General features: G+C 61.6%; 26 protein-coding genes. 16 read left to right on the plus strand and 10 right to left on the minus strand.

The features are described 5' to 3' along the window. The first annotated feature begins 75 nt into the window (after positions 1-75). The 7 genes from hutC to AC097P_RS06455 all read left to right on the plus strand — a co-directional run bounded on the left by hutC (position 76) and on the right by AC097P_RS06455 (position 5352). Positions 76-786, plus strand: a complete 711-nt coding sequence (gene hutC / locus AC097P_RS06425; RefSeq protein WP_479609564.1) for a histidine utilization repressor — start codon at positions 76-78, stop codon at positions 784-786. Beyond that, the gene (locus tag AC097P_RS06430; RefSeq protein ID WP_479609565.1) at positions 783-1370 is read left to right on the plus strand and encodes a HutD/Ves family protein; all 588 of its coding nucleotides are present in this window, start codon (positions 783-785) and stop codon (positions 1368-1370) included. The genes hutC and AC097P_RS06430 overlap by 4 nt, the downstream gene beginning before the upstream one ends. Positions 1371-1447: 77 nt before the next feature. Further along, complete coding sequence (gene hutI / locus AC097P_RS06435; protein WP_479610417.1) at positions 1448-2647, plus strand: imidazolonepropionase; 1200 nt, start codon at positions 1448-1450, stop codon at positions 2645-2647. After that, positions 2644-3459 carry an N-formylglutamate deformylase gene (hutG, locus tag AC097P_RS06440; protein WP_479609566.1) on the plus strand — a complete coding sequence of 272 codons (816 nt, stop codon included), beginning with the start codon at positions 2644-2646 and terminating at the stop codon, positions 3457-3459. The genes hutI and hutG overlap by 4 nt, the downstream gene beginning before the upstream one ends. Continuing rightward, a complete protein-coding gene (locus AC097P_RS06445) occupies positions 3449-4828 on the plus strand; it encodes a formimidoylglutamate deiminase (protein WP_479609567.1) in 1380 nt (459 codons plus the stop codon). The genes hutG and AC097P_RS06445 overlap by 11 nt, the downstream gene beginning before the upstream one ends. Before the next feature lie 37 nt (positions 4829-4865). Continuing rightward, entirely contained in the window at positions 4866-5117 is a 252-nt protein-coding gene (locus tag AC097P_RS06450) for a VF530 family protein (RefSeq protein WP_479609568.1), read from the plus strand. Positions 5118-5133: 16 nt separating this feature from the next. Beyond that, positions 5134-5352 (plus strand): SlyX family protein, encoded by a 219-nt coding sequence (locus AC097P_RS06455; protein ID WP_479609569.1) that lies wholly within the window; start codon positions 5134-5136, stop codon positions 5350-5352. An 18-nt stretch (positions 5353-5370) separates the two neighbouring features. Here AC097P_RS06455 and AC097P_RS06460 read toward each other — a convergent pair whose 3' ends face one another. Then, positions 5371-6015 (minus strand): glycine zipper 2TM domain-containing protein, encoded by a 645-nt coding sequence (locus AC097P_RS06460; RefSeq protein ID WP_479609570.1) that lies wholly within the window; start codon positions 6013-6015, stop codon positions 5371-5373. A gap of 131 nt (positions 6016-6146) precedes the next feature. On the opposite strand from AC097P_RS06460, the gene AC097P_RS06465 reads away from it, so the two are divergent. Then, positions 6147-9335: an error-prone DNA polymerase gene (locus AC097P_RS06465; RefSeq protein WP_479609571.1), complete on the plus strand. Its 3189-nt coding sequence runs from the start codon at positions 6147-6149 to the stop codon at positions 9333-9335. Positions 9336-9522: 187 nt separating this feature from the next. Then, complete coding sequence (locus AC097P_RS06470; protein WP_479609572.1) at positions 9523-10326, plus strand: alpha/beta hydrolase; 804 nt, start codon at positions 9523-9525, stop codon at positions 10324-10326. Here the strand turns inward: AC097P_RS06470 and AC097P_RS06475 are convergent. Further along, on the minus strand, positions 10323-10946 hold the full coding sequence (locus tag AC097P_RS06475; protein ID WP_479609573.1) for a LysE family translocator: 624 nt from the start codon (positions 10944-10946) through the stop codon (positions 10323-10325). The two genes, AC097P_RS06470 and AC097P_RS06475, sit on opposite strands and share 4 nt — an antisense overlap. 99 nt (positions 10947-11045) lie before the next feature. Here AC097P_RS06475 and AC097P_RS06480 point away from each other — a divergent pair, with 99 nt between their 5' ends. From AC097P_RS06480 to AC097P_RS06490, 3 genes are read left to right on the plus strand one after another with little or no spacing between them, the layout of a single operon-like run. Next, positions 11046-11996: a helix-turn-helix transcriptional regulator gene (locus AC097P_RS06480; protein WP_479609574.1), complete on the plus strand. Its 951-nt coding sequence runs from the start codon at positions 11046-11048 to the stop codon at positions 11994-11996. Positions 11997-12052: 56 nt separating this feature from the next. After that, the gene (locus tag AC097P_RS06485) at positions 12053-12586 is read left to right on the plus strand and encodes a phenylacetic acid degradation protein (protein ID WP_479609575.1); all 534 of its coding nucleotides are present in this window, start codon (positions 12053-12055) and stop codon (positions 12584-12586) included. A 6-nt stretch (positions 12587-12592) separates the two neighbouring features. Further along, positions 12593-13636, plus strand: a complete 1044-nt coding sequence (locus AC097P_RS06490) for a patatin-like phospholipase family protein (RefSeq protein ID WP_479609576.1) — start codon at positions 12593-12595, stop codon at positions 13634-13636. 29 nt (positions 13637-13665) lie between these two features. Here AC097P_RS06490 and AC097P_RS06495 read toward each other — a convergent pair whose 3' ends face one another. Beyond that, positions 13666-14223 (minus strand): hypothetical protein, encoded by a 558-nt coding sequence (locus AC097P_RS06495; protein WP_479609577.1) that lies wholly within the window; start codon positions 14221-14223, stop codon positions 13666-13668. Between the two features lie 252 nt (positions 14224-14475). Beyond that, positions 14476-15963 (minus strand): aminotransferase-like domain-containing protein, encoded by a 1488-nt coding sequence (locus AC097P_RS06500; RefSeq protein ID WP_479609578.1) that lies wholly within the window; start codon positions 15961-15963, stop codon positions 14476-14478. Between the two features lie 205 nt (positions 15964-16168). On the opposite strand from AC097P_RS06500, the gene AC097P_RS06505 reads away from it, so the two are divergent. Together AC097P_RS06505 and AC097P_RS06510 are read left to right on the plus strand one after the other, a co-directional pair. Further along, the gene (locus tag AC097P_RS06505) at positions 16169-16534 is read left to right on the plus strand and encodes a hypothetical protein (protein ID WP_479609579.1); all 366 of its coding nucleotides are present in this window, start codon (positions 16169-16171) and stop codon (positions 16532-16534) included. A gap of 331 nt (positions 16535-16865) precedes the next feature. After that, the gene (locus AC097P_RS06510; protein ID WP_479609580.1) at positions 16866-17222 is read left to right on the plus strand and encodes a hypothetical protein; all 357 of its coding nucleotides are present in this window, start codon (positions 16866-16868) and stop codon (positions 17220-17222) included. A 101-nt stretch (positions 17223-17323) separates the two neighbouring features. Here AC097P_RS06510 and AC097P_RS06515 read toward each other — a convergent pair whose 3' ends face one another. Then, positions 17324-17503, minus strand: a complete 180-nt coding sequence (locus tag AC097P_RS06515; protein WP_479609581.1) for a hypothetical protein — start codon at positions 17501-17503, stop codon at positions 17324-17326. A 304-nt stretch (positions 17504-17807) separates the two neighbouring features. Between AC097P_RS06515 and AC097P_RS06520 the strand changes: the two genes are divergently transcribed. Next, positions 17808-18779 (plus strand): hypothetical protein, encoded by a 972-nt coding sequence (locus tag AC097P_RS06520; protein ID WP_479609582.1) that lies wholly within the window; start codon positions 17808-17810, stop codon positions 18777-18779. A gap of 354 nt (positions 18780-19133) precedes the next feature. Here the strand turns inward: AC097P_RS06520 and AC097P_RS06525 are convergent, their stop codons facing one another. The 3 genes from AC097P_RS06525 to AC097P_RS06535 are packed head-to-tail and all read right to left on the minus strand — an operon-like array spanning position 19134 to position 22678. Next, positions 19134-19787: a hypothetical protein gene (locus AC097P_RS06525; RefSeq protein ID WP_479609583.1), complete on the minus strand. Its 654-nt coding sequence runs from the start codon at positions 19785-19787 to the stop codon at positions 19134-19136. 15 nt (positions 19788-19802) lie between these two features. Continuing rightward, positions 19803-21494, minus strand: a complete 1692-nt coding sequence (locus tag AC097P_RS06530) for a vWA domain-containing protein (RefSeq protein ID WP_479609584.1) — start codon at positions 21492-21494, stop codon at positions 19803-19805. Between the two features lie 20 nt (positions 21495-21514). Continuing rightward, a complete protein-coding gene (locus AC097P_RS06535; protein ID WP_479609585.1) occupies positions 21515-22678 on the minus strand; it encodes a hypothetical protein in 1164 nt (387 codons plus the stop codon). A 76-nt stretch (positions 22679-22754) separates the two neighbouring features. Here AC097P_RS06535 and AC097P_RS06540 point away from each other — a divergent pair, with 76 nt between their 5' ends. Further along, positions 22755-23576, plus strand: coding sequence for a hypothetical protein (locus AC097P_RS06540; protein ID WP_479609586.1), 822 nt, complete (start codon positions 22755-22757; stop codon positions 23574-23576). A gap of 30 nt (positions 23577-23606) precedes the next feature. Here AC097P_RS06540 and AC097P_RS06545 read toward each other — a convergent pair whose 3' ends face one another. Next, complete coding sequence (locus AC097P_RS06545; protein WP_479609587.1) at positions 23607-24062, minus strand: YiaA/YiaB family inner membrane protein; 456 nt, start codon at positions 24060-24062, stop codon at positions 23607-23609. Positions 24063-24097: 35 nt separating this feature from the next. Next, positions 24098-25303: a toxic anion resistance protein gene (locus AC097P_RS06550; protein ID WP_479609588.1), complete on the minus strand. Its 1206-nt coding sequence runs from the start codon at positions 25301-25303 to the stop codon at positions 24098-24100. Between the last annotated feature and the right edge of the window lie 81 nt (positions 25304-25384).

Below are 25384 nucleotides of genomic sequence, written 5' to 3' on the forward strand. Positions count from 1 at the left end.
AATAAGGGTTTGCCCGCAGCATGTTGTCTATACAACTTGTACAATCCACTGAACTTAGCAGCCCCGTTGCCGACCATGACCCAAAACCCGTTGCCCGCATACGAACAGGTCAAAGCCTTCGTCAAGGCCCAGATCAACCAGGGTGTGTGGCGCCCCGGGGATGCGGTACCCAGCGAGGCCGCATTGCAGCAGCAGTTTGGCCTGAGCCGTATGACCGTCAACCGCGCGGTCAAAGAGCTTGCGGTGGAAGGGGTTGTGACACGGGTCCAGGGCTCGGGCACCGTGGTTGCCCAATTGCACCGCATCTCCAGCACACTGGCCGTGCGCGATATCCACGAAGAAATTCTGGAGCGTGGCCACTCCCACAGCACCACCGTGCTGCTGGTGGAGACGGTGAAGGCTGACGCCGCGCTGGCGCAATCGATGAAGGTGCGAGGAGGCTCACGCGTATTCCACTCGGTGCAGGTGCATTACGAGAACGGCGTGGCCATCCAGTTTGAAGACCGTTACGTCAACCCCGCATCGGCCCCGCACTACCTGGACGCCGACTTGACCCAGACCACGCCCACGCACTACCTGCTGGAGCATGCACCGTTGACGGAAGCCAGCTACTCCATCGAAGCGGCGCTGCCCAGCGCGCAAGAGGCCAAGGCCCTGGGCATCAGCGCAACGGCACCCTGCCTGGTTATGAAGCGCAGAACCATCAGCGGCACCCGCGTGGCCAGCATTGCGCGACTGGTGTATCCGGGTGTACGGTACAGCTTTAGCGGGAATTTTCAACTATGAGCTGGCGTACCGTTCACCTGGCCGATATTGCGGCAACACCCTGGCGCAATGGCGGCGGCATGACGCGCGAACTGGCGGCATGGCCCGCAGAGGGCGCGTGGCGCTGGCGCATGTCGGTGGCCGAGGTCACTGCCAGTGGACCGTTCTCGCGCTTCGAAGGCATCACGCGCTGGTTTGCGGTCCTGCAGGGCAATGGCGTGCTACTTTCGGTGCGCACGCCGTCCGACAGTGACGATGCAAGCGCCTGCGAACACCGGCTGACGGCGGCCGACCCTGCGTTGTGCTTCGACGGTGGTGCCACTACGCACTGCGACTTGCTGGACGGCCCCACGCAGGATTTCAACCTGATGGTGCATGACGACTGCCTACCTGCCCGCATGGTGCGCGTGCAGGGGGATCTGACGGTTTTCGCGAGCGCTACTAAAACGATAGCTGTCTACGCGCACCAGTCGGGGGCTAGCGTCCGATTTAACTCTGAAGAATTGTTCGTGCCGGCGGGTACGTTGGTCTGGCGCACGCTGGCCAAGGCGGCTACGGTACACATCCACAGTGCCCATGCCCTGTGGATGGAGCTGTCGTCATGAGCGCCGCTCGGCCGCCCGGAGGCGCTCGCGCCGCAGCCGGCCAAGGCGAAGGCTCTTCATCCAGCGTGCAGGTCTGGATGCACTGCAGCGCCGCTACGATGGCGCCCGGCGCAGAGCAGCCTTACGGTTTGGTGGAAAACGCCGCGCTGGTCGTAGAGGGCGAGACACTCGCCTGGGTAGGTCCCCACGCAGACTTGCCCAGCGAATGGATGGACCGCTGCACGGTGTTGAACGATGCAGGCGGCGCACTCATCACGCCCGGCCTCATCGACTGCCACACGCACCTGGTCTACGGTGGTGACCGTGCCAACGAATTCGAGATGCGGCTCAACGGGGCCAGCTACGAGGACATAGCCCGTGCCGGCGGTGGCATCGCCTCCACGGTGCAAGCCACGCGCGCTGCCACTGCGGCCGAGTTGCAGGCCAGCGCCGGGCGGCGCCTGCGCAAGCTGCTGGCCGAGGGCGTGACGACGGTAGAGATCAAGTCCGGCTACGGCCTGGCGCTGGAGCACGAACGCAAGGCCTTGAACGTTGCGCGTGCACTGGGCCGGGAATATGCAGTCGATGTCCGCACCACCTTCCTCGGCGCCCACGCCGTGCCACACGAATTTGCCGGCCGTACCGATGAGTATGTAGATGCCGTGCTGCAGATGCTGCCCGTGCTGCACGCCGAAGGGCTGGTCGACGCCGTGGACGGCTTCTGCGAACGTATTGCCTTCAGCACCGCGCAGATGGAACGCGTGTTTGCCGCAGCCCAGCGCTTAAGCCTGCCGGTCAAGCTGCATGCCGAACAGCTCAGCGACAGCGGCGGCGCCCAACTGGCCGCGCGCTACGGTGCGTTGAGCGCCGACCACCTGGAATGGTTGTCAGCCGAGGGCGCACAGGCGATGGCGCGGGCCGGCTCTGTGGCCGTGCTGTTGCCCGGTGCTTTCTACTTCTTGCGCGAGACCAAGCTGCCGCCTATCGCACTGCTGCGCCAGCATGGTGTGCCCATGGCCGTGTCCACTGACTGCAACCCTGGCACCTCACCCTGCACATCCCTGCTGCTGATGCTGAACATGGCCTGCACGCTGTTCCGCCTGACGCCCGAAGAGGCGCTGGCCGGCGTCACACACCACGCCGCCGCCGCTTTAGGCTTGCAAGACCGTGGCGTGCTGGCAACCGGCAAATGTGCAGACTTTGTGCTGTGGGATGTGCAACGCCCAGCCGAGTTGAGCTATGCGCTGGGCGGCAACCCGCGCCTGCAAACGATCTTTAAGGGACAGGAAGTGCTATGAGCACCACACCATCGGTTTACAACTTGCAGCAGGGCACAGTACCGCTCTTGGTCAGCATGCCGCACATCGGCACCCAGATCCCCGCTGAGTTGCAGCCGCAGTACGCGCCCCGGGCGCTGCATGTGGAAGACACCGACTGGCATCTGCACACGCTGTACAACTTTTTGGGCGAACTGGGAGCCAGTGTGTTGACGCCCAGCACCTCACGCTATGTGATCGACCTGAACCGCCCGCCCGACGACACGCCCATGTACCCGGGCGCCGCCAATACCGAGCTGTGCCCCACGCACTTCTTCACCGGCGAGGCGCTGTACCAGACGGGCCAAGAGCCCGCACCGGCCGAACGCCGGCGCCGCCGCGAGACCTATTGGCAGCCCTACCACAGCGCGCTGGCGGGCGAGCTGGCGCGCCTGAAGGCGCTGCACGGCTTTGCGCTGCTGTGGGATGCGCACAGCATCCGCTCGGAACTGCCGTGGCTGTTCGAGGGCCGCCTGCCGGACCTGAGCATCGGCACGGCCAATGGCGCCAGCGCTGACAGCCGCATTGCCGATGCCGCGGTGCAGGCCTGTGCCAGCTTCCCGCATATCAGCACGGTGCTCAATGGCCGGTTCAAGGGCGGCTACATTACCCGCCACTACGGCCAGCCGGCACGCGGCATCCACGCGATCCAGCTGGAGATGTGCCAGCACCTCTACATGCAGGAGGTGGCGCCCTATGCCTACGACGCCGCAGTCGCAGCCCGCATCCAGCCACTATTGAAGAAAATGGTCGCCAGCTCTCTTGCCGCTTGCCGGAGCTGCTATGAAAAGTGAAGCAGCGCAGTTCTGGGCGCCCCAGGCCTGGGTACAAGGCGCCTGGGCTTACAACGTGCTGCTGGAGGTGGGTGCTGATGGCCATTGGAGCCGCGTAACGCCCAACGCCACAGCAGCAGAACAGGCGACCGCAACGCGCCTGCAAGGCGCTGTGCTGCCCGGCGTGGCCAATGCCCACAGCCATGCCTTCCAGCGCGCCATTGCTGGCCTGACCGAGCGGCGCAGCAGCGGCGTTGGCGCGGCCGACGATTTTTGGAGCTGGCGTGACCGCATGTACTCGGCCGCCAACCGCATCACGCCCGAGCAACTGGAAGCCATTGCTAGCCAGCTATACGCCGAGCTGCTGGCCGGCGGCTATACCCAGGTCTGCGAATTCCACTACCTGCACAACGCGCTGGACGGTGCGCCGTATGCCGACCCGGCCGAGATGTCGCTGGCCCTGGTGCGCGCAGCCCAGCGCACCGGCATGGGCCTCACCTTGCTGCCCACGCTGTACATGCGCTCGGGCTTCACCGCCACCGGCCTGCGCGAAGACCAGCGCCGCTTTGCATCCACACCCGACAGCATTGCCCGTGTGGTGGAGGCGGTGCAGTCCCATGCACGTGGCGATGCGCGCATCAATGTCGGGGTTGCCATCCACTCGTTGCGTGCGGTCAACCCGGCTGCCCTGCGCGAGCTGGCCGCCTACGCACAACAAGGCGGTCTGCCGGTCCACATCCACATTGCGGAGCAGACGCAGGAGGTCGATGACTGCCTGGCCCACACGCGCCAGCGCCCCATTGAATGGCTGCTGAACCATGTGGAGGTGGATGCCCGCTGGAATCTGGTGCACGCCACCCACACCACGGCCACCGAACTGGCCGGTGTGCAGGCACGCGGCGCGTCCATCGTCATCTGCCCAGCCACGGAGGCGAATTTAGGCGATGGCGTGTTCGACCTGCCGGGTTATGCCGCACTGCGCGGCACCTGGTCCCTAGGCTCTGACAGCCATGTCACGCGCCGCTGGAGCGAAGAGCTGCGCCTGCTGGAGTATTCGCAGCGGCTCACGCAGCGCAAGCGCAATGTTGCGGCTCAGACCCTCGGGCCGTTGAGCAGCGCAGCGGCACTGTTGGAAGCGGCCTTGGGCGGCGCAGGGAATGCGACCGGCTTGGCTCTCGGTGGGCTTGCCGTGGGCCAACGTGCCGACTTCTGTGTGATGGACATGCAATCCCCGGCACTGCTGGGTGTGCCGGCCGACTGTGTATTGGACGCCTTGGTGTTTTCCAGCCCGGATGCGCGCTTTGCCGCCGTGTATGTGGCGGGCCAGCCGGCGCAGATGCAGGACCATGCCGGTTTCGCCCCGGCCATGGTCGCGCTTTGGGGTGGGTGACCAGGGTATTGGCAAGCCGGTGGACAATACAGGGGTTATGACGACGACCCCCTCACAACCCCGCAACCCCCTGCACGGCAAGACGCTGGAAGCCATCGTCACCGAGCTGTCTGAACACTATGGCTGGGAGGGCTTGGGTGAGCGCATACCGGTGCGCTGCTTCACGTTTGAGCCCAGCGTCAATTCCAGCCTGAAGTTTTTGCGCAAGACGCCCTGGGCACGTGAGAAGGTAGAAGGGTTGTACCTCTTCATGCTGCGTGAGGCACGCCGCCAGGGTGGTGTCCAATAGCGCGATGGAAAACCCCATGGATACCACCGGCCCCACCGACCAGCGGCTGACCGAACTGGAGATCAAGGCCAGTTTTGCCGAAGACCTGCTGGACCAGCTCAACCAGGTCATCGTGCGCCAGCAGCAGGAGATTGACCTGCTGATGCGCGAAGTGCGCCAGTTGCGCCTGCAAATGCCGGATAACACGGGCCCCGCCCACAGCAAGGCCAGCGAAGAGTTACCGCCGCACTACTGAGCGTGCGACGGCAGTGCCTTACATACGGGCAACAGTGTTGCCGGTGTTGCGCACCTTGTCACCGACCTGGAAACCGGGGTCGTTGAGGAAATCAAAACTGGCCCTGCTCTCGTTGGCATAAACCACCGTAACGGTCCACACCTTGTGGGTCTTGATCTTTTCTTCGATCACTTTGCCGGCATAGGCGCCGCCTGCCGCACCGGCCAGCGTGGCCAGATCCTTGCCAACACCGCCGCCCACCTGGTTGCCCAGCACCGCGCCCAGTGCGCCGCCCGCCAGCACGCCGACCGCGCTGTACTCACCGGCTTTTTCGGTAACGGCGACGGATAGCACACGGCCGCATTCCGAGCACGCAGGTGCAGCCTGCGCAACGGGCGCTGGGACCGGAATTGGTGCTGGCGAGGAGGGTCTTGCAGCCGCCGCCTTGGCTCTGGCTGCTGCGATGGCGTGGTCATATTCAGCCTTGGCGTCGCGGCGGCACTGCAGGCGGGCATTGGACGTGGTCTCGTCGTTGCACAGCCGTTTGTCCGAATCGTAGCGGGCCATTGCCGCTTTGCTGTCGGCATTGAGGTGGGCGTTGCCTGCCGGGGCCGCAGCCCATGCGCCACCGATTTGTGTTGCCAGGGCCAACATAAAGGCCAGGCGGAGAGTTTGTTTTTTCATTGGTTTATGTACTTTCATGGTCAATAAGCGCGGCCACGGCGGGGCTGTGGCAGGCGTGAGAGGCTAAGCAACTCGACTATAGGCCAGTCATCGCCATATCGTTATACTGTTCATGCATACAGTGTTTAACCATGCCATCCCCCCAACCGCCCGATTACGCAGAATTGCATTGCCTGAGCAATTTCAGCTTTCAGCGTGGCGCCTCCCAACCCGAAGAACTGGTGCAGCGCGCCGCTGCGCTGGGCTATCGCGCGCTGGCCATCACCGACGAATGTTCGGTGGCAGGCGTAGTGCGCGCGCATGCAGAAGTGTGCAAAGGGCAGCTGAATCTGAAGCTGCTGCTGGGCGCCGAGTTTTCGGTGGCGCTGGGTTCCGGGCCGAGCCTCAAGGCCCTGGTGCTGGCGCACACATTGCAAGGCTGGGGCAATCTGTGCCAGTTCATCACCGCTGCGCGGCGTGCGGCACCCAAGGGCGAGTACCAGGTGGCCTGGCATGGCACACACAACCAGGCTCTGTGGGCGTCTCTGACGGACTGTGAGGTGCTTTTGCTGCTTCCTGATGCTATCAATATGGAAGCGGCTTACGCTATCTGCACGAGGGCTAGAGGCCTTTTTGGCTTAAATTTTTGGCTGGGAGTGGAGCTGGTGCTGGGCGTTGACGATGCGCTCAAGCAGGTGCGCGCGCAGCAGTTGTCGCAGCTCAGCGGCGTGCCCATCGTGGCCACCGGCGGTGTGCGCATGCATGTGCGCTCACGCAAGCCGCTGCACGACGTGCTGACCGCTGTGCGCCTGGGGCAACCCGTGGCGCAGTGCGGCTTCGCGCTGCAGGCCAATGCCGAGCGCCATCTGCGGTCGCGCGCGCGGTTGGCGGCGCTGTATCCGGCCCAGTGGCTGGCAAACACGCTGGTGATTGCCGACAAGTGCCACTTTGACCTGACGCAAATCGCTTACCACTATCCCATGGAACCCGTTCTGCCCGGTCATACGCCGGCACAGACCCTGCGCCAATACTGCGAAGAAGGCGCACTGCAACGCTATCCTGCCGGCATGCCGCAAGGCATTCGGCTGCGGGTGGAGCATGAACTGGCACTGATTTCGGAGTTGCGGTTCGAGATGTACTTCCTGACCGTGCACGACATCGTGCGCTTTGCGCGCAGCGTGGGCATCCTGTGCCAGGGCCGGGGCTCTGCAGCCAATTCGGTGGTGTGTTACTGCCTGCATGTGACGGAAGCCAATCCCCAGGAGACGTCGCTGATGTTCGAACGCTTCATCAGCCGCGAGCGCAACGAGCCGCCGGATATCGATGTGGACTTTGAGCACCAACGGCGCGAAGAGGTCATCCAGTACATCTACACAAAGTACGGCCGGGAGCGCGCCGCCATTGCCGCCACCGTCGTCAGCTACCGCCCGCGCAGCGCGCTGCGCGACGTGGGCCACGCGCTGGAAATCCCCGAGGTGCTGATCACAGAATTGTCCAAGGAGCACCCCGGCATGTACGACCGCGAGGTGCTGGTTGAGCGGCTGCAAGACGCCGTGAGTCGGCTCGGCCCGGACTGCATACCCCCGCCGCTGGAACGCCTGGAGTTGTGGATGTCGCTGGCCGTGCAGTTGCAGGGCTTTCCGCGACACCTGAGCCAGCACGTGGGCGGCTTTGTGCTGACGCACGGCGCGTTGACCCGACTGGTGCCGGTGGAAAACGCCGCGATGAAGGACCGCTCCATCATCCAGTGGGACAAGGACGATCTGCAAGCCGTGCGCCTGATGAAGGTGGACGTGCTGGCCTTGGGCATGCTCAGCGCCATACGCCGCTGCCTGGAATTGGTGACGCAGCGGCGCCAACTGCCGCACCCTATGACTTTGCAGGACATTCCACGCGAAGACGAAGCCACCTACGACATGATTTGCAGGGCAGACACTGTGGGCGTGTTCCAGATCGAGAGCCGTGCGCAGATGAGCATGCTGCCCCGTCTGCGGCCCCGCACGTACTACGACCTGGTGGTGCAGGTCGCCATCGTGCGGCCGGGGCCTATTCAGGGTGGCATGGTGCACCCGTATCTGAAAGCGCGCCAAAACCCGGAGCTGGCGCAGTCTCCATACCCGGCGTTGCGAGAGGCATTGGGCCGCACCCATGGCGTGCCGATTTTTCAGGAACAGGTGATGCAGATCGCGGTGTTGGCGGCCGACTTCACTCCGGGAGAAGCAGACGGTTTGCGCCGCTCCATGGCCGCCTGGAAACGCCATGGCAATGTGAGCAAATACCACGACCGGCTGGTGAACGGCATGCTGAAGAACGGCTACCCGTTGGACTTTGCAGAGGCCATCTTTCGGCAGATGGAAGGCTTTGGTGAATACGGTTTCCCCGAGAGCCATGCCGCCAGTTTTGCCATCCTGGTGTACTTCAGCTGCTGGTTCAAATGGCACGAGCCCGCCTGCTTTTTAGCCGCCATGCTCAACAGCCAGCCGTTGGGTTTTTACGGCCCTTCGCAACTGGTGCAAGACGCGCAACGCCATGGAGTGGAAGTGCGCCCCGTGGACGTGTCGCACAGCGATTGGGATTGCACTCTTGAAGCCATGGGGTCGGCCCACCGCACTGCGCAGCAACAACCTGCTGTCCGCCTGGGCCTGCGCATGGTCAGCGGGCTGCGCGCGGTGGTGGGCGAACGCATCGCTGCCGAGCGAGCGCATCAGGCTTTCAACAGTACGCAGGACCTGGCCTTGCGCTGCGCCCTGAACGAGGTTGATCTCAAGGCCCTGGCCAGTGCCGACGCGCTGCTGTCCCTGTCCGGCCACCGCCGCCAACAGGTGTGGGATGCCGCAGCCCTCAAACCTGCACCCGCGCTGCTGCAAGGCGTGCCGATTGATGAGGACGAGTTGCTGCTGCCGGCGGCCGAGGAGGGCGAAGAAGTAGTGTTTGACTACGCATCGCTTGGCCTGTCGTTGCGCAGCCATCCCCTGGCCTTGCTGCGCGAGGAGTTGAACCGCAAAAAGTTGCTGACCTCTGTGCAAATGGCCAACCTGCCGCACGGTCGCCTGGTACGCGCCTGCGGCCTCGTCACCATGCGCCAGCGCCCGCAGACTGCCAAGGGCGTCATCTTCATCACGCTGGAAGACGAGACGGGCAGTGTCAATGTGATCGTGTGGAAGGCGATCCGCGAACGCTTTCGCCAAGAGGTCTACCGTTCGCGCCTGCTGATGGTGTATGGCGAGTGGCAGCGCGACGAAGAGAGCGGGGGCAATGTGCGCCACGTGATTGCCAAAACGCTCGTGGACCTTACGCCTATGCTGGGTGCGCTGTCCACGACGAGCCGGGATTTCCATTGACGGATGAATGCCTCGGTAATTACCCGTAGGTGGATGGCTATCGCAGTCTCCTAAGCGACAACAGATGAGAATCCTGACTCTAAAGTCAGGACTGCGCACAGACCGCGTACCGAGAAAACTGCTACCGTTGCCTCCAATACAACTGCATTCGGGAAGAAGGCCACCACGGCCGGGCACCTTTTACGAGATGGCAACTGAGAACCGACACCGCGCGCAACCCACCCACCCACCGGCGCCCAGCGCATGGCTGATGGCCATGGAAATCCGGGCAGCCTGGGAATTTGGCGCAGTGATACCAGCCTGGCCCATGTTGCAGCGCGCCCCCGCAGGCGATGGCCACCCGGTCATAGTGTTCCCGGGGCTATCGGCCAGCGACACCTCTACCTTGCCCCTGCGTGGCTACCTGCAAGGCCGGGGTTATGACGTGTCGGGCTGGAACCAAAACCACAACTTCGGTCCCCGCGCTGGCGTGCTGCAGGAGGCACGGCGCCAGGTACAGGCCGCCTATGACGAAAGTGGCCGCAAGGTCAGCCTGATTGGCTGGAGCCTGGGCGGTGTCTATGCCCGCGAGCTGGCCAAGATGCTGCCCGGTTGCGTGCGCAGCGTGATCACGCTGGGCACGCCGTTTGCAGGTTCGCATAAAAGCACCAATGCCTGGCGCATTTACGAACTGACCAGTGGGCGCAAGGTCGAGCACGAAACCGCGGTCTTTGATTTGCCGACGGCACCACCGGTGCCCACTACATCCATCTACACCCGCACCGATGGCGTGGTGGCCTGGCAGGCCAGCCTGCAAGCGCCCAGCAAGGCTAACCCGCATACCGAAAATGTGGAGGTCTATGCCAGCCACATTGGCCTGGGGTTGAACCCGACGGCGTGGTGGGCGGTGGCTGATCGTCTGGCGCAAGCAGAAGGCCATTGGAAGCCCTTCGAGCGCAAGGGCGGGCTGCAGGGCATGGTATTCCCAGACCCTGCGCGCCCCAGCTCCTAGCGCGCCGCCCACGCTTGGGTGGCAGTCAGCAACGCGCACACCATCAACATCGAGCCCATGGCGCGCGCCATCGCACTTTGGCGTGCTTGCATGAACGCACGTGAGCGCAAGGCCAGCGCAGCGACGACGCCATAGACCGCGATCTGCGTGCCGACGGTGATCACGCACAGAGCCAAGGTCTGCGCCAGCAGTGAACGTGTGTCGGCACGCACAAAGGCGGGGAACAGCGCAAAGGTAAAGGCATAGGCTTTGGGGTTAAGCAGACAGGTGGTCACCGCGCGGCGGTAGATGGTGCTGCCAGACAAGGGTGCCGCATTGGCCTGCGTGGGTGCGGCTGCATCGGCACTGCGAAAAATCCCCCAGCCCACCCACAGCAAGTAGACGGTGCCCACCAGCAGCATCACGCGAAACATGTGGGGAAACAGCACCATCAACGCGGCCATGCCGGTCGCACCGACGATAACGTGGATGGCGCCGCCAGTTGCGATGCCCAGCACCGAGCTGACAGCACCCGCGCGCCCGGCACCGAGGCTGCTGGCCATCACATATGCCATATCCATGCCGGGCAGCAGGATGACGGCCAAAACCGCCAGAAAGTAGAGCCAGAGATCGGGTGCCATGGTGTGTTTTCCTTTGTGTATTGCGGTCCGTTTTGAGTGGATGCAGTCTAGAGTTGATATAGGTCTAAATGCGTCCTATATCCGGCGTACCATCTGTTCATGGAAAAGCCCCTGCAACGCGTGCTGAGCGCACTGGAACTGCTGCAATCCCATGCCAGCCTGAGCGGTGCGCAACTCGCCGATCTGATCGGTGTGGACCGCCGCACGGTGCGCCGCTACATCGTCGAGCTGGAGAACTTTGGCGTGCCCATCCGCAGCACGCGCGGGCGCGATGGGCACTACGCGCTGATGCCGGGCTACAAGCTGCCACCCATGATGTTCAGCAACGACGAGACGCTGGCGCTGTCAGTGGGCCTTCGCGTGGCGCGTGACCTGGGGCTAAGCGACCTGACGCCCGCCGTGTCCAGCGCACAGGCCAAGCTGGACCGGGTGATGCCCAAGACACTGAAACGCAAAATCGGGGATCTCAATGCCGTGGTGGCGTTGGATTTGTTACCACCCCAGGCACACAGTGGCAGCGAATTCTTTGCACAGGTCACGCAGTGCGCCAGCGCAGCGCAAACCATTGCGCTGACCTATTGCGCGCTGGACGGCTATGTCACCCAGCGCGAAATCGATCCATATGGCGTGGGCTATCTCTATGGCGCCTGGTATGTGGTGGGCTTCTGCCACCTGCGCCAGGACCTGCGCTCGTTTCGCCTGGACCGGGTGCAGGCAGTGCAAGCCTGTCCCAAAGCCTTTGGCATGCCGTCAGCTTTCAACGTATTGGAGTACCTGCGGGAATCCATTGCAGCGGTGCAACGCACCCACACAATCGTCGTTCGGTTCGCGCAGGCCGAGATGGCGGTCGTGCGGCGGGCCATTCCGTCCAGCATAGGCAAGCTGACACAAGAGCGTGGCCACATACGGCTGGATGCGCAGGCCGATGACCTGGACTGGTTTGCACGCGAGCTGGCGCGCCTGAATTTGGATTTTGCAATCGCCAAACCCCGGGCCTTGCAACGTGCGCTGCTTGCGCATGCGCAGCGCCTGGTGCAAAGCCATGGGTAAGCTGGTAGAAGCACACAGGTAAAATCCGCCCAAAATCAACAGAGAGGGTGTTCTCCATGGGTCTTCTTTTAGAGCTGCTGGGCTTGGTGGTCGCCTTTACCTTTGCGCTCGGAGCGCTCAAGCGCAATGGCGTGGACATTGGCTGGTTGAACCCGTTTACGTTCTTGCACCGCATGCGCTGGCGCAAGAAGTCGATGGTTCCTCCGTTGTACGCGTTGGATCACCCGGTGGATGTGGTCGGCGTGATGGCAGTGGCCGCCGTGCAAACCTCGGGCGTGGTGACCAGCAAGCAGAAGGAAGGCGTGTTGGCCTTGCTGTGCCAGCACCTCAGCATGGATGAGGCAGAGGCCAACAAGTTGTGGATACTGAGCTCGCACCTGCTGCGCCACCGTGCGCTGGATGTGCGCGAAGTGCCGGGCGTGCTGACTAAGAGCGCAGACAAGTTCAGTGACTACCACCAGCGCACGCTGCTCAATGTGGTCAAGGCCGCCATTGCCATAGAGCCGCCAGAAAACCCGGCCCAACGGGAGCTGGTGGATGCCATTGAGGCATTCTTCAACCAGAAGAAGGCGGCTCCGGCCGCCTGGTAACCCGGTTTGCAGCGCCCCGCATGGCTTACCCGCCTGGCGCGCCATCCCCAGCGCACCCTTAACCTGGCCTTGCAAGGCGGGGGCGCGCATGGCGCGTTCACCTGGGGTGTGTTGGATGCCCTGCTCGATCAACCAGCATTAGCGTTTGAAGGCCTGAGCGGCAGCAGTGCCGGGGCCATGAATGCGGTAGCGTTTGCCCATGGCTGGGCGCTAGGCGGGCGCGACGGCGCACGCCAGAGCCTGAGTGACTTCTGGACCGAAGTCGGAAAACAAATGCCGTGGCAAAGCATGACGAGTGGCGAGGGTGATGCCATGGGCTTGTCTGCCACGACGCGCCTGGTGGCCCAATGGGCCGCACATTTTTCGCCCTCGCAGCTCAACCCGTTTGCATTGAATCCCTTGCGTGACATGCTGGAGCGCCAGATCGACTTTGAACGCCTGCGCCACAGCAGCCCATTCAAATTATTCATCGCTGCTACCCAGGCCAATACCGGCAAGCTGCGCATTTTTCGGGAAACGGAGTTGACGTTGGACATGCTGCTGGCCTCGGCCTGCCTGCCCAAGATTCACCACCCGGTACAAATTGACGGTGAGCCGTATTGGGACGGCGGCTACAGTGCTAACCCGGCGGTGTTTCCGCTGTTTTACGACTGCCAATCGGCCGATGTGTTGCTGGTGCTGCTGAGCCCGCAGCGACACAACCAGACCCCGCACAGCGTGCCCGAGATCGATGCGCGCATTGCAGAGCTGGCGTTCAGCGCGCATTTCGTGCGCGAGATGCGGATGTTTGCGCTGGCCAAGGCCTATGCCAGCAGCGGCTGGTTGACCTGGGGCCGGCTGGAGCGGCGTCTGCAGGGCATGCGTTTTCACATGGTTGACTCCAGCCACGTTGCCGTGCTGGAGCGGGGTGAAACCCGTCTGCTGGCCCACGGCCCGTTTCTGGAGGTGTTGAAAGAGCAAGGCCAACAGCGTGCCTGCCAATGGCTGGCCAGCCACGGCGCTGCGGTGGGCCAGTCTTCGTCGATAGACTTGTTGCAGCTCTTTGGCTGAGCGTACCCGTTGGGGCGTGTCTAGCGGAACTAGTGGGCTTGCCACCAAGCCTGCGCCTTTGCGCGATCGAATGCCGGCAAGATGGACTTTGTGATTTTTACACCGGCGAGTGCAGGAAACTTCGCTCTAAAAAGCGCCTCATCTTTGTCAAAGTCGTCAGTAATGGCAATGTCAAATGTGCCACCAGAGGCGCCAGCGATTGCTTGGTCGATGAGTGGAATCGACGCGCCGGCTTTGAACTCATCTCCCTGTCGCTCACGAACGGTTGCGTTCACGTGGCCAAGGTAGTAGACACCCGGTTCCTTCACCGTAATGTTGGTGTGAAGTGGCGCAAAAAAGGAACCATTGATGGGGAACGAACCGGCCATGCTGGAAAGTCCTCGAATCTCATAATCGCCAGGGTCGAGCTGTAGCCGTAGAAAGTAATTGTTTCCAACTTCGGGGTTGTCAGACTCGACCTTCGCCTTGGTGTCCATGACGAAGTTAAGGCGATCGGACGGGTCTTTGGCGTTCGGCTTTTCAACATGGACGACCAAAAGCTTAGGCTGAAAAGAGGTTCTGTAGGCATTTTTGATCGTTGCGGTCATTAGGAGGACCGGCTTGCTTTTCTCCGTCCATTTAGCGTCATCGCTTTCGAATGCCATCTTTGTACGGGTTGCGCAGCCTGTGAGCACTAAGGTGAGTGCCAAAAAACCTATTGAGAGAACTCTTTTAACCATGAATCTATCCTTCCTGTTTTGAAATATTTATTGAGCCGCCCAAACGAATGTACAAACGACCGAGCGGCCAGGAATATAACCCAGGCTTGGCCAAGCCCCTTGATCAGCACACGCCGGTGCCTACCCCTTCCCCTCCAGTAACCCCGTAACAATCTGCCCCAGTCGTCGCAAACCTTGCTCCACGTCCTGCTGGTGCGGCCAGCCGCAGTTGATGCGCAGGTAGGGGTCAAAGCGCAGCGAGTTGGAGAACATCTGCCCCGGCGTTACCAGAATCTGCTGCGCCAGGGCTGCGTCAAACACGCGCCGGCTGGACAGCTTATGTGGCAACTCCACCCACAGCGACAGCCCGCCGTCGGGCACGTTCAGGCGAGTGCCTTCAGGGAAATAGCTGGCAATGGCCTGCGCCGTTTTCTCGCGTTGCACATGCAGCGTGCTGCGCAGCCGGCGCAAGTGGCGGTCATAGGCGGGGGAGGCCATGTAGTCGGCCACCGCCAGTTGCGACAACTCCTCGTTGCTGCGCGTTTGTGTGAATTTGAGCATCTCCACCCGCGCCTGCCAGCGCCCCGCAGCCATCCAGCCTATGCGTATGCCGGGCGCCAGAATCTTGTGCAGCGACGCGCAGTAGATGACATTGCCAGTCGTGTCCCACGACTTCATCGCGCGCAGCGGCGCATCGCCGCGCGTGCCCTCGTTGACCAGTTCGCTGTACGTGTCGTCCTCGATCAGCGCCACGCCATGGCGTTCACACAGTTGCACCAGACCCTGCTTGTGCGCGTCCGGCATGATGCTACCCAGCGGGTTCTGCAGGTGCGGCACCACGGCCACGGCCTTGATGTTGTCGTAGGTCTGCATCGCCATCTCCAGTGCATCCAGCGAGATGCCGGTCTGCGGGCTGGTCGGTATCTCCAGCGCGCGCAGGCCCAGGGACTCGAGCACCTGCAGCAAGCCGTAGAAGGTAGGCGACTCCACGGCAATGGTGTCGCCCGGCTGGGCCACAGCCCGCAGCGCCAGGTTCAGCGCCTCGATACAGCCATTGGTGATTTGCACGTCGTCAGGCGCCAGCGTCACACCCATGCCCAGCGCGCGCTTGGCCAGCACGGCGCGAAACTCCGGGTTGCCGCGCGGCGAAGACGCCGACACCAGCACCTTGGGCCGCGTGCGCAGCACCCGCATCGTGGCCAGCTTCAAGGCCTCGCCGGGGTACAGCTCGGGCGCGCAGCGGGCCACCGCCAAGTTGGTCTTGACCATGTGCAGCCGCCCACGGGCGATGAAGTCCGACACCCGCGCATGGATGCCCACGTACTGCGCCGGGTCCGGCGTGACGTCCATGCGCGGCTCGCTGACCGTGGCAAGCGAGTTGCGCAATGGCTTGCGCACAAAGTAGCCCGAGCGCGGCCGCGCCTCCAGCCAGCCTTCACCCTCCAGGTGGCGGCTCAGCTGCATCGCCGTGGACAGGCTGACGTCGTGCTGGCGCATCAGGCTGCGCAGCGAGGGCATGCGGTCGCCGACATTCAGCGAGCCGGCCTGTATCGCGCCGCGGTAGTGCGCAGCCAGGCGCTGGTAGATGGGTTGCTGCTGTGCGCTGGGAGAGGGTGAAGCGGTGTCCATGGCCCATGTTCCTTGATCCCAGGCGGGGAAAACAGATACAGATTTATCAAAACCGTACCGTAACAGATGCCAAACCGCCTATCTGCTCTGCCCAAGAGAGTGCGCCGCTGTGCCTGTTGCGCAAGACGGCATTTACCTACGATTCCTCTACTGCCTGCAGAAACACGGGCAGGCCATTTTCAACCCTGCAGAAAGGTGGTCGCGTATGCGAAGCAAACCGGAATCGTTCCAAACCAGCCAGCTGCGGTTGGCCACGGGGCAATCGCATTTTGAGCGATGGCCACGTGGTACCGTCATCCGTGTCGCCGCCGGCAGCGTGGCGTTGGTTCAACACACGGCGCTGGATCATTGCATGCTGTCGCAGCAAACAATGATGCTTCGCGGCGCGTTGCACTGTGTAGAAGTGCCGACCTGGGTGGAGATCGTTGCCCGGGCGGATGCTGATGTGGTTGTGGTGGTGCTTCGCACGGCGTCGCTGGCGCAGGGATTGCGGGCGGCCTTGCACACAGTGTTGGAGCGTTTGGGCTTGCTGCGCCAGGAGCGGCTGTGGGGTGAGCGTTGTACTCACTGAGGGCTAGATGGTGCGATTGCGGGGCGTGCGGGTTGTGCTCCAGCCGCAGGTTGGTAGTAGCCCTCGACCAGCGCCCCACCGGGAGCGCCGGGGTGCCCCAAGGCCACCCGACATCGCGCTAGCTCGTCCAATTTGAGTCTTGGTTGGTTGTAGACATGATTTAGTATCCACCGGCCCTGTTGCGTCTGCCAGAATAACGATATCCGTTAAACAGAGACGAAGAACTGTCAAAGTGAGGCTGCAAGCCACTTTCAGGTGTATTTGATGACCAAAATATCGACCATCGGCCAGTTTATCGAGCACTTGTTGTTGCTCTGGACATTGCGTTAAGGTGCACATGCGAAACACTCGAGGCATCATCAAACTGCTGTGCTGGTTCGCAACCGGCAGCCTGATTGTTTTCTGCTTTTTATTTGGTTTTCCCTTTGTCTCTCGGCTGGCTGCGGGCAAGGTCATCGAAATCGCTGGCTGTCGACCACCAACTTTTGACATGCAAGCCGTTTGCCCCGCTGGAAGTTTTGCGGAGCCGTTTGTGCCACTTAGCCATTGGTTCACCAGCGCACTAGCGCCGTTTGTGCTGGTACAGAACTTTGGTGGCATGCTATTAGTTTGGGTAGCTATTTGCATTGCGCTCTTTGCCACCTTTCGGGCACTCCCCGTGATGGGTGTTCAAAATACTTCTTCTTGATAACGGCTGTTCAGGGACTTGGCAATCAGGCCCGTACCACAAAACTCTCTCTGCTGATCTTCTTGTTTAGCCGCACGGTTTGTTCACCAAACGGCTCCTTGTCACTGAGCGTGGCATAACAAAGGCGCCAGCTTGTTGGCCAGTGCGCACACCGCCTTGTTGTGGTGGCGGCGGGCCTGCACATCCAGCACCCAACGCCGTACCCCACAGACCTTTCGCCCGGCGTTGTCGGCCACCTTGGAGGCACGCGATACGCTCCTGGCACCATGGGTTAGCAACATACGCAAATAGCGATCCGGTCGACAGCAACGGTAGTAGCATCCATGTCGGACTCCTTTGTTTAAGAACCTGACCTCCACGCCAATGAAAACCAAGACGCAAATATTGCGCAAAAAGACGGGGGAGTCCATCCCATCGAACGAGAAGACGCACCGCGATGAAGCCGCGTCGCGTCCCTAGCGGCAGTCCGGCAGGCCCTTCAGTTCACCCAACCCCAAGCGGAGACTCAGTATCAAACCGACCACATCTGCCGCCCGCACCAAGCGACACCGGGAGATCAGTTCCCAACTGGAAAGCCTTGACGACGTGGCGATCGCTGAACTGCTCGCAAGCGCTTCCGGCGGAAATGGCGGCTTCGGAGGCAGGACGGCCCGGCTTGAAGTAGGCGGGGTACGCGTGTTCTGCAAGATGGTGCCACTCACCAGCCTAGAGAAGGATGCCGCAAGCCATCAGTCCACGTCGAACCTCTTTCAGCTACCTCCTTACTATCAGTACGGGATCGGGTCCACTGGATTCGGCGCATGGCGAGAGCTTGCTGCCCATATCCTCACTTCACGTTGGGTACTTGAGGGGCAGCATGAGCAGTTTCCGCTGCTCTATCACTGGCGAGTCATTCAATGCTCCGACGCGGGCTCGGAGGGTGCTGAGGCGTATGAATACCTTACGCACCCAGCTGCAGTTAGTGAAGACAAGCCCTTCATTGGCCAGCGTCTCGAAGCGCTTAGAACCTCACGAACATACATCGCAATTTTCACTGAGCACTTCCCAATCACGCTCTCACAATGGCTATTGGAGGAGTTGCGCTCTGCCCAATCGTCAGCGAGCGCAGCAGTGCAATTCGTAGAGGCGAATGCGTTCAGAACTATCGATTTCATGCGCCGTCAGGGGTTCTATCATTTCGACACGCACCTCGATAACATTCTGACTGACGGAGACCGCCTGTACTTTGCAGACTTTGGCTTGGCCGTCCACCGGTCTTTCGATCTCGGGACGGATGAGAAAAACTTCTTGGAGCAGCATGCCCAATATGACGCAGCGCGCTTCGGCTCGTCTCTAGTACATACCATATGCCGCGCGATCCCCGGCGAAGAGAGTTGGAGCGAAAAGCTGGAGAGACCGGACCTTCAGACCAACTCGCTTCCGTTCGCCGCCGTCGCCGCCTTGCAAAGGCACGCTCCCGCGGCTATATACATGGGGCAATTTGCACGCAATCTAATCAACACGGACCGGCATACTGCTTTCAAGTGGCCTTCAGCGGCACTGGCTTGTGCCAAGTAGCGCATGCCTGCCAGCCGGCTCACACCATGAGACCTGATCGGGTAGGCAACGGCTTTTTATCGTCATGCCCACACCACCCACCGGGCGGGTCCGCAGTGGGCGGTTTATGGCCATTTGAATAATAAGCGGCGCAAAAACGCTCGGCTACCAAATGCTCGCTGAGATGTTCAGCGAATGTGTTGCATCGACCGGTTGAATCCGCCCCGCCAAACCGGCGGTCCATTGAATCCAGCCCCCCCACAATCACTCGCCGAGTTTGGGGCTGGGCTCTGCGTCGATTTGTTGGCCTTAAACACCGTCAGGCGTGAAGCCCGGCCCGCAATCTGCCGACCATTGCACGCGACGAGTTACCTCTCACCCGATCCGCGGCGGATTGAACTTCTCCTGCAGAAATTGCGAATGGTTCAGAAACGCTTGCGCATCCTGGGTGGCCAGGTCTTCGCTGAGTTGCAATACCTTGGCGTTAAGGTCGTCCAGCGTCGCGGTGAAGGTCTCCTGCGCGGTATGGCCGTTGGTCAGGCGTTTGGTCATCGCAAACTGTTGCGGGATAGACAGGTAGGTCTTCAGCGCGTCTGGCAGATAGGTTAGGGCGATGTGGCGGGCATGGAAGCTTTCCTCCAGCGACAGGTGGCCTTTGCTGCGCTCCCATTGGTCCAGCAAACCATTCAGTTGTTTGCACAGGTCCAGCACTTTGGCCTGCAAGCTGGCGGGCAGTCGGTTCTGGGGGTTGTGGTCCACCAGCTGGCGTACCGCATTCAGGGCGGTCAGCATGCTGGTGCGGGCGTCGCCTTCGTCGGCAAACTCCAGCGCGTCCCACGGCGTACCTGACAGTTTAGGAAAGCCAAACCACATGCCGCCAACACCAAAACCCGCGGCGTAGCCCAGCACCGCAAGCGCACCCGCACCCACCTGCGTCAGGCCCAGGCTGCTGAGCACCAAGGCCAGCGTCGACAATCCAATGCCGCCCCAGTTGGCGGGCGACTGCAGGAAATTACTGATCTTGTTCATGCGGGGCGAGTAGCGCTACTGGTACGCCCGAATGTCCTTGAACACGCTGTACAGCGAAGCTTTGCGCGCGTCGAACACACGGCCACCGGTCGTGGCAACCAGTTCCTTCAACGCGGCCTCATTGGCCTCACCAAACAGCACCATGAAGACGGGGATGGCGCGTACATCTTCGGGCAGCGCAGCATAGGCGGCCTTGAACTGGGCCATGTCCCGGCCCTTGTTGACCTCGCCGTCGGTGAACGCCACTACAGAGTATTGGTAGCCGGGGTTCTTCTGGCGCTCTTCATTCATATTGACCAGGGCTTGCAGCACCGCGTCGTAGAGTGCGGTGCCTCCACTCATGCGCAGGCCTTCGGCAAAATCGCGCACCTGGCCCAACACCTTTTGCTTGGCTTCCGAGTCTGCGGCTGCCATGGCCAAACCCTTGCTACCTGTGGCGACTTTTTGCACGCCGGGTAGTTCGAAGAACACCGGAGCATAGACCTGCTCGGAGAAGGGAAGCATCCAGACCTTTTCGCGGCTGGTCAACCGGGCGATGCGGCCGGTCAGTGATGCGTCGTCACCGGCTATATATTGCAGGGCTTCCACCAGTTGTTGGCGGCGGCCGTTCTGGTTCATGCTGCCGCTGATATCCAGCACGAATGTAGACGCAATGGGGGTGCGGAATTCGTTGAGGTAGGCGTTGATCAGGCCGTCGGCCAGCGGGCGGTCTGTGGAGAAGGGTAGTTCTACCAGCATGCTGTCTTGCGGGAAAAGGCTGGCCTGCGCCTTGACCACTTCTGCATTCACTGGACGGCGCAGCGTGGTCTTGGCCAACCAGGTCTGGGCCGCATCGCCCTTCAGGTAGGCCACCACTTTGAGATATTGCTCGCGCTTGGCATCGTTGAGCAGCATCAGCGGGTAGTCGGCCGTGGCCACGCCTTCAAAGGGGTAGATCAGCGTCAGCTTTTCCTTGAGCTTTCCCGATTGGTTCAGTGATAGCAGCCAGCTCTCGTAGTTGATGAATGCGTTGACGCGGGTGTTTTGCTGTTCGATGAATTTTTCACTGAGGTAGCTGCTGTTGTCGCCCACCAGTTTGTAGCCTTTGATGAAGCCGCTAATGGCGGCACGGTCTACATCGGCAGCGGTCAGTGCTTCGGATTTCTGCGCGGCCGACGCCACAACACCCATCAGGGCCATAAAGCCCTGGTTGCTGGTTGCCGGGTTGGACAGTGCGTATTTGAGTTGGCCGCTTTGCGCGGCCTTGGCAATGGCGTTCCATGTGACCTTGCGGGCCACATCAGGCTGATCCCAGCCCAGCACCTTGGCCTGGCTTTCGCTGACACCCACCACGACCGGGGACAGCATGATCTTCTCTTGCAACTTGACACGCGCCTGGCCCTGCGGGTCTGACAACAAATACTTGGCATTGGCAAACCAGGCCGCGTCCACATTGGCCTGGCCGGTCTGCACGGCCTCGGTGCTCTCCATGGTGCCGCCGTATTTGAAGCGCAGTTTGACGCCTGTGGCGTCTTCCACCATCTTCTCCAGCGGCTGCGCGTCCTTAAGGTCGGTGGTGGCCAACACGGTGAAGGTGTCCACTACCGCTGCGGGGGCAGCAGTTTTAGCGGGCTCTGTCGGCTGCTTGTTGCAGGCCAGCAGGCCTACGCTTACCAGCAGGGCCAATGCCCAGCGTGCCGTGCGGTGTGGATGGTGTTGTTGTTGCATGGTGTCTCCCTTTATTTTGTCTACTGCGCCATTTCGCGGGTGATGGCGTCAATCATCTCCGCCATGATGTCGAAACTGGGTGGGTCGATCACCTGGGTCAGCCGCTCTTCGACGGCCAGGTTGGTTGCCTTGGCAGCCTGCGCGAAGTAGGCGCTGTCGGAGATGCGAAAGCCAAAGTCAACGGCCAACTGCTGGAGTTCAGTATTGGTGGACAGCAGCTCGCCCAGCTTCTTGGCCCGCGCGCTGGCGGCGACAAACACCACCTTGTTGAACAGCGTGGGTTGCGGGTAGATCAGCACCATGCCGGGGCTCAGGCCTTTCTTTGCGAGCGCGTAGCTGACGATCTGGTTTTCGTAGATAAAGGCCATTGGCGTTTTGCCGATGCCGATGGAGACGTAGTCGTCGAAATTGCCGTTGACGTAATTTTCCTGGTAGCCCTGGCGCTTGAACAGACCCGACACGGCCTTGGCGGACTTCTGTGCAGTGTCGCGGTCGGTGACGATTTCACCCCCGTTGACCGCGTAGCTGGTTAGCGCCAGATACATGGCCGCAGAGTTGCTCTTGCGCACGTCGGTGGTGGAGACCAGCACGCTCTTGTTCACCTCGTAGGCGCTAGCGCCCTTTAGGTCTTTCCAGCGTTTCTTGTCCAGCATCAGCTGTGTGAGCTTGGCCAGGTCGGCATGCCACACGCCGGGGCTGGACTCTGTGGCTATGCCGTTGGCCGCCAGGATCTGCGCAATGGGCGTCCAGGACGCAATCACCATCGGCGTGTAAATTGGCGAGTAGGCGGTGGTGGCGATGTTTGCTTTTTTGGCGGCGTCGCCGATCTGGTTGGCCGCCACTACGCCGGACGAGAAGAAAAAATCCGGCGTCTGACCGGGGATGACGCGTGCGGCCATGTCGCGCGAGCCAATGCGTTGCACGTTGAGTTTGAAGCCATTGGCCGCCAGTGCCTTCTGCACCCGTGGGTCCTGAAAGTAGGGCTCCACATCCAAGGCAATCAAGCCCGAGATTTCCTCCACCGGCACAGCGCCCGTCAGCTTGCCCGCCAGGCCGCTCAACACATGGGACCCGGATGCGTCGGACGCGGGTTGTCGCCCCGTCTGGTACACCGAGAAGTAGGCCGCTGCGCCGAAGATCGCCAGCAGCCCCACTGTCACAATCGCCTTGCCTGCTTTGTTCATCGGCGCAGTATCGCGCAAAATGTGAAGCGGCCAAACGCTGTGCAGGCGATTTCCCGCACATGTCTCTACGTGAACCATGAACGAACCGAAGAAGAGTAAGAACTATGCCACGGCCAGTGGCCCGGTCAACCGCCGCACAACCGCTGCGCCTGCTGCGAAGCCGCCCGTGTCGCAGGCGGTGCTGCAGCGCGTCAGCCAGGCGCAGGCCAAACGCCGCTTGGGTACGCCGTTGTCGCAGCGCGTTGCCGCGGCTGCGCAACCGGCATCCGCAGGTTCGTTGCCCACCCCCACAACCATTCTGCAGGCCATCGGCGGCACCGTCTGCGCCACGGGCCTGGGGCTGGGCGTGATACAGAGTTCGGTCGTGGTCATGGGCGGCAGCGCCGTGGCACTTGCTGGTTTTGCGGCTTGGGCTGTCATCAGCCGGCGCGGGCAGCCACGTGCGGTGGGCGCACCTGCTGCGGGCCTACCCCCCGATGTGGCAGATCCGGAGGCCTTGGCCCAGCTCGATGCGGTCATGGAGAAGATGGCAGCACAGGCTCCGCAGGCCATAGTGGACAGCCTGACCCGGTTGAAGGAATCGATAGTGCGCTGCATGGCGCTGCTGGGCACGACCCAGGTGGACGGGGGAATGGCCAGCGAAGAGAGTTTGTATTTGCGCGAAGCAGTGCGCCGCTATATTCCCGACTCCATCAATAGCTGCCTGCAAGTGCCGCTGAAAGACCGGGCCAGTCTGGTGATCGATGGCAGCAAACCAGCGCTGGATTTATTGCAGGACCAGTTGCAGATGATTCAGCAGCAACTGAATAGCCGCGAGTCGAAACTGACACAGCTGGCAGGCGAAGCGCTGCTGCGGCAGCAGCGGTTTCTAGCCGCAAAGGCAAACAGCCCGGGATAGCCGGGCTGTTGCTTCGTCGACGCAGGCGCCTTACAGCGTCCCGGGCTTGGTGTCCCTGCCGGAATTGGCCGCGCGGTCCATCAACTCGGCTTCATGCTTGTCACGCACGGTTTTAGCAACCGTGAATGTGCTGCTGACCAGGAACAGCCAGCTCACGACCATGAAGCCTTTTTGCCAATCGCCAATATTCATGCGCCACAGGCCCCAGGCCGTCAGGCTGAAGGCGGCTGCAAACGCAATCCACACCGTCATGACCCACGACGCAGTGTCAACCTGGCCATCGCGGTTGTCGCGGATGGTCTTGGCTACCGCAAAGGATGAAAACAGGCAGAAGACCAGACCAATGGCCAAAAAGGCGCGGTCCAGCTCCTGGCCAGGCAGCATCAGCACACCGATGGCGCTTGCACCCAGGGCCAAGCCAAATGAGAGCCAGACCTGTGTGCGCCAGCCCGAGGTGTCGCGTTGCATCACATATTGCGTAGCCATAGAAATCCCTTGTTCAAAAGTTATAGGTCAGTTAATCACAGCGCAACCGGACCACTCAAAGCCTGCTTGCTGGCCTCGCGCGCCTGTTGTTGCCGGGTGCGGTCGATGTACTGATCGGCCCGGGCCAGTTGCTCTTTCATCATCGCGTTGTTCTGGCCCATGACTTCGATGGACTTGGCGCGGAAATTGTCCATGGCATCCATGGCACGGAAGGTCTGGTCAAACATTTCTTTCAACTTCTCAATACCCAGCAGGGGGTTTTGCGAGAACTCGCCCGTTTTTTCCACATGGTTACCCAGTTGGCGGCCGGTCTCAGCGACCAGGTTGTTGATGGAGGTGTTGACGCCCGACAGCATTTCCATGACCTGGATCTGGTTGCCGGTGGCGCGTGCCACGGTTTGCGCGACGGCCAGCGCGCTCATGCCGGTAGTGGCCACGCGTGAGCAGCCGTTCATCATTTCGCGGCCGGTTTTCTTCAGCACGTCCAGCGCCAGGTAGCCATTGGTGCAGACGGCCTGTTGCGTCATCATGTCCTGCAGGTTCTGGCGCGCATAGAACAGCACTTCTTGCTGCAAGGCCTTGGCCTTGATGGGGTCGGTGGCCTGCAGTGCGTCGACCTTGGAGGCCAGCTTGGCGTCCAGCGTTTCAGCGAAGTAGATCGCGGCGGACAGCTTTTGCATTGCCTCCCACAGCTTGGTGCGGGTGGCTTCAATGTCCACCACGTCACGCTGCATGTCGTCGCGTGCAGCATAGATTTGCTGCATGCTCTTCTGCAGTTGCGTGCCAGCGCTCTGGTATTTGCGGAAGTAAGCCTGCAACTTATTGCCGAAAGGGATGATGCCCAAAAATTTTTGCGGCTGGAACAGGTCGCCTTCCTTGCCGGGGTTCAGCTCATCCAGGTGTCCGCGCATGTCTTGGATGGCTTTGAAGGCGCTGCTGTCTTCCACGCCGGCAAAGTTGCGTTGCATCAGGCGGCCCTGCATCAGGCTGGATGCAATGGACACCTCTTCACGGCCCAGTGCAAAAGCGCTGTCCAGCTTGGCCTTGAAGGCTTCGCTTTGCACGTCTTCCTTCAGCAGGCCGTCCATGAAGCGGTCGACCTGGTCGTCCACTGCTGCCTGGGTCTCTTTGGGGATGGGGACAGCGGCCTTTGCCACGTCCACCGCCAACGGTGTCAGGACCTCGGGTGGAGCCAAGGTAAATGTGGGAACCGCGGTTGTGGTTTGCGTAGTCTCGGCCATGGTGGTGTCCTCCTGCCAATCAATTGCTGTGGTCGCGTTTATACCAAACCGGTTGTTTAGCCGGCGTCTCGCCGGGAGACA

The sequence above is a fragment of the Rhodoferax sp. ZS1R8 genome, from assembly GCF_056521325.1.